A 3,608-nucleotide genomic window follows, 5' to 3' on the forward strand; every position below is an offset into this window, starting at 1 on the left:
TCGTTCTTTGAAAACTAGATACAATGAGAAGCAACAAACCGAGAAACACCACCTTATGGAATTCTTCCGTAAGATATGCAATCCTTGATTAAGTTAGAAAGGGCGCACGGTGGATGCCTTGGCACTAGGAGCCGATGAAGGACGGGACTAACACCGATATGCTTCGGGGAGCTGTAAGCAAGCTTTGATCCGGAGATTTCCGAATGGGGAAACCCACTGCCCGTAATGGGGTAGTACGTTTATCTGAATACATAGGGTAAACGAGGCAGACCCGGGGAACTGAAACATCTCAGTACCCGGAGGAAGAGAAAGAAAAATCGATTCCCCAAGTAGCGGCGAGCGAAACGGGAAGAGCCCAAACCAGGAGGCTTGCCTCCTGGGGTTGTAGGACACTCTATACGGAGTTACAAAGGAACGTGGTAAGCGAAGCGGCCTGGAAAGGTCAGCCGGAGAAGGTAACAGCCCTGTAGCTGAAACTTCGTTCCCTCCAGAGTGGATCCTGAGTACGGCGGGACACGAGAAATCCCGTCGGAAGCAGGGAGGACCATCTCCCAAGGCTAAATACTCCCTAGTGACCGATAGTGAACCAGTACCGTGAGGGAAAGGTGAAAAGCACCCCGGAAGGGGAGTGAAAGAGATCCTGAAACCGTGTGCCTACAAATAGTCAGAGCACTTTTATGTGTGATGGCGTGCCTTTTGTAGAATGAACCGGCGAGTTGCGATTTCATGCAAGGTTAAGTCGAAGAGACGGAGCCGCAGCGAAAGCGAGTCTGAATAGGGCGTTTGAGTATGAGGTCGCAGACCCGAAACCAGGTGATCTACCCATGTCCAGGGTGAAGGCAAGGTAACACTTGCTGGAGGCCCGAACCCACGCACGTTGAAAAGTGCGGGGATGAGGTGTGGGTAGCGGTGAAATTCCAATCGAACCTGGAGATAGCTGGTTCTCTCCGAAATAGCTTTAGGGCTAGCCTCAAGGTAAGAGTCTTGGAGGTAGAGCACTGTTTGGACTAGGGGCCCTCATCGGGTTACCGAATTCAGACAAACTCCGAATGCCAATGACTTGTCCTTGGGAGTCAGACTGCGAGTGATAAGATCCGTAGTCAAGAGGGAAACAGCCCAGACCGCCAGCTAAGGTCCCCAAGTATCCGTTAAGTGGAAAAGGATGTGGAGTTGCCCAGACAACCAGGATGTTGGCTTAGAAGCAGCCACCATTTAAAGAGTGCGTAATAGCTCACTGGTCGAGTGACTCTGCGCCGAAAATGTACCGGGGCTAAACGGATCACCGAAGCTGCGGATTGACACCGTTGGTGTCAGTGGTAGGAGAGCGTTCCAAGGGCTGTGAAGCCAGACCGGAAGGACTGGTGGAGCGCTTGGAAGTGAGAATGCCGGTATGAGTAGCGAAAGAAGGGTGAGAATCCCTTCCACCGAATGCCTAAGGTTTCCTGAGGAAGGCTCGTCCGCTCAGGGTTAGTCGGGACCTAAGCCGAGGCCGATAGGCGTAGGCGATGGACAACAGGTTGATATTCCTGTACCACCTTATTACCGTTTGAGCAATGGGGGGACGCAGGAGGATAGGGTAAGCACGGCGCTGGATTGCCGTGTCCAAGCAGTTAGGCCGGGAAGGAGGCAAATCCTTCTTCCTAAAGCTGAGCTGTGATGGCGAGGGAAATATAGTACCGAAGTTCCTGATTCCACACTGCCAAGAAAAGCCTCTAGCGAGGGAATGGGTGCCCGTACCGCAAACCGACACAGGTAGGCGAGGAGAGAATCCTAAGGTGTGCGAGAGAACTCTCGTTAAGGAACTCGGCAAAATGACCCCGTAACTTCGGGAGAAGGGGTGCTCATCTGGGTGAATAGCCCGGATAAGCCGCAGTGAATAGGCCCAGGCGACTGTTTAGCAAAAACACAGGTCTCTGCGAAGCCGCAAGGCGAAGTATAGGGGCTGACGCCTGCCCGGTGCTGGAAGGTTAAGAGGAGGGGTTAGCGCAAGCGAAGCTCTGAATTGAAGCCCCAGTAAACGGCGGCCGTAACTATAACGGTCCTAAGGTAGCGAAATTCCTTGTCGGGTAAGTTCCGACCCGCACGAAAGGCGCAACGATCTGGGCACTGTCTCAACGAGAGACTCGGTGAAATTATAGTACCTGTGAAGATGCAGGTTACCCGCGACAGGACGGAAAGACCCCGTGGAGCTTTACTGCAGCCTGATATTGACTGTTGGTGCAGCTTGTACAGGATAGGTAGGAGCCGGAGAAGCGTGAGCGCCAGCTTACGCAGAGGCGTCGGTGGGATACTACCCTTGCTGTATTGACAGTCTAACCCGCACCCGTGACCCGGGTGGGAGACAGTGTCTGGCAGGCAGTTTGACTGGGGCGGTCGCCTCCCAAAATGTAACGGAGGCGCCCAAAGGTTCCCTCAGAATGGTTGGAAATCATTCGCAGAGTGTAAAGGCACAAGGGAGCTTGACTGCGAGACCTACAAGTCGAGCAGGGACGAAAGTCGGGCTTAGTGATCCGGTGGTTCCGCATGGAAGGGCCATCGCTCAACGGATAAAAGCTACCCCGGGGATAACAGGCTTATCTCCCCCAAGAGTTCACATCGACGGGGAGGTTTGGCACCTCGATGTCGGCTCATCGCATCCTGGGGCTGTAGTCGGTCCCAAGGGTTGGGCTGTTCGCCCATTAAAGCGGTACGCGAGCTGGGTTCAGAACGTCGTGAGACAGTTCGGTCCCTATCCGTCGCGGGCGCAGGAAATTTGAGAGGAGCTGTCCTTAGTACGAGAGGACCGGGATGGACGCACCGCTGGTGTACCAGTTGTTCCGCCAGGAGCATCGCTGGGTAGCTATGTGCGGAAGGGATAAGTGCTGAAAGCATCTAAGCATGAAGCCCCCCTCAAGATGAGATTTCCCATGGCGCAAGCCAGTAAGATCCCTGAAAGATGATCAGGTGGATAGGTCCGGTGTGGAAGTGTGGTGACACATGGAGCTGACGGATACTAATCGATCGAGGACTTAATCAATCAGTTTTCCGGTTTTACCTTCTCATGTATCTGGTTTTCAGAGAATGAAACATTTCTCTTATCACCTTGTCTGGCGGCGATAGCGAAGAGGCCACACCCGTTCCCATCTCGAACACGGAAGTTAAGCTCTTCAGCGCCGATGGTAGTTGGGGGTTTCCCCCTGCGAGAGCAGGACGCTGCCAGGCAAAACGAAAGACACCGCGGATGCGGTGTCTTTTTTGTTTTATCTGCTTGAAAGGGGCCGGTTGTTTAATCGTATTGTCTGCCTGGAGACTATATCTTGTTCTCGGCGGATAATGATCTCTTCCTTAGTACATATATCTCCCTCTTGGTGAATATATCTCGTTCTTGGCGAATATATCTCCGTCCTAGCGAGTATATCGGCAAGCTCATCTTTTTCAGTTTAAATTCGAATGCGCTGGGCATGCTCGAGCAAGTATATCGACCAACCCCGCGGAGTTATGTCGTTCTCAGGAAAGTTATCTACCATCTTAGAGAAGTTATCTACCGCCTCAGCAATTTTACGTCGTTCCTGGAGAAAGTATCGACCATTTCGTCTATCCGCGGACAGTTCCTTGGTTTCCTTCATTTA

The 3,608-nt window shown here is 52.6% G+C and carries 2 rRNA genes; both read left to right on the plus strand.

Going from position 1 to position 3,608, the window contains the following annotated elements:
- Positions 1-86 precede the first annotated feature (86 nt).
- Positions 87-3,016 (plus strand): 23S ribosomal RNA (locus AC0TWI_RS10485).
- A gap of 69 nt (positions 3,017-3,085) precedes the next feature.
- Positions 3,086-3,201, plus strand: a 5S ribosomal RNA gene (gene rrf / locus AC0TWI_RS10490).
- The last annotated feature ends 407 nt before the right edge of the window (positions 3,202-3,608 follow it).

The sequence above is a fragment of the Lederbergia sp. B243.17 genome, from assembly GCF_057657925.1.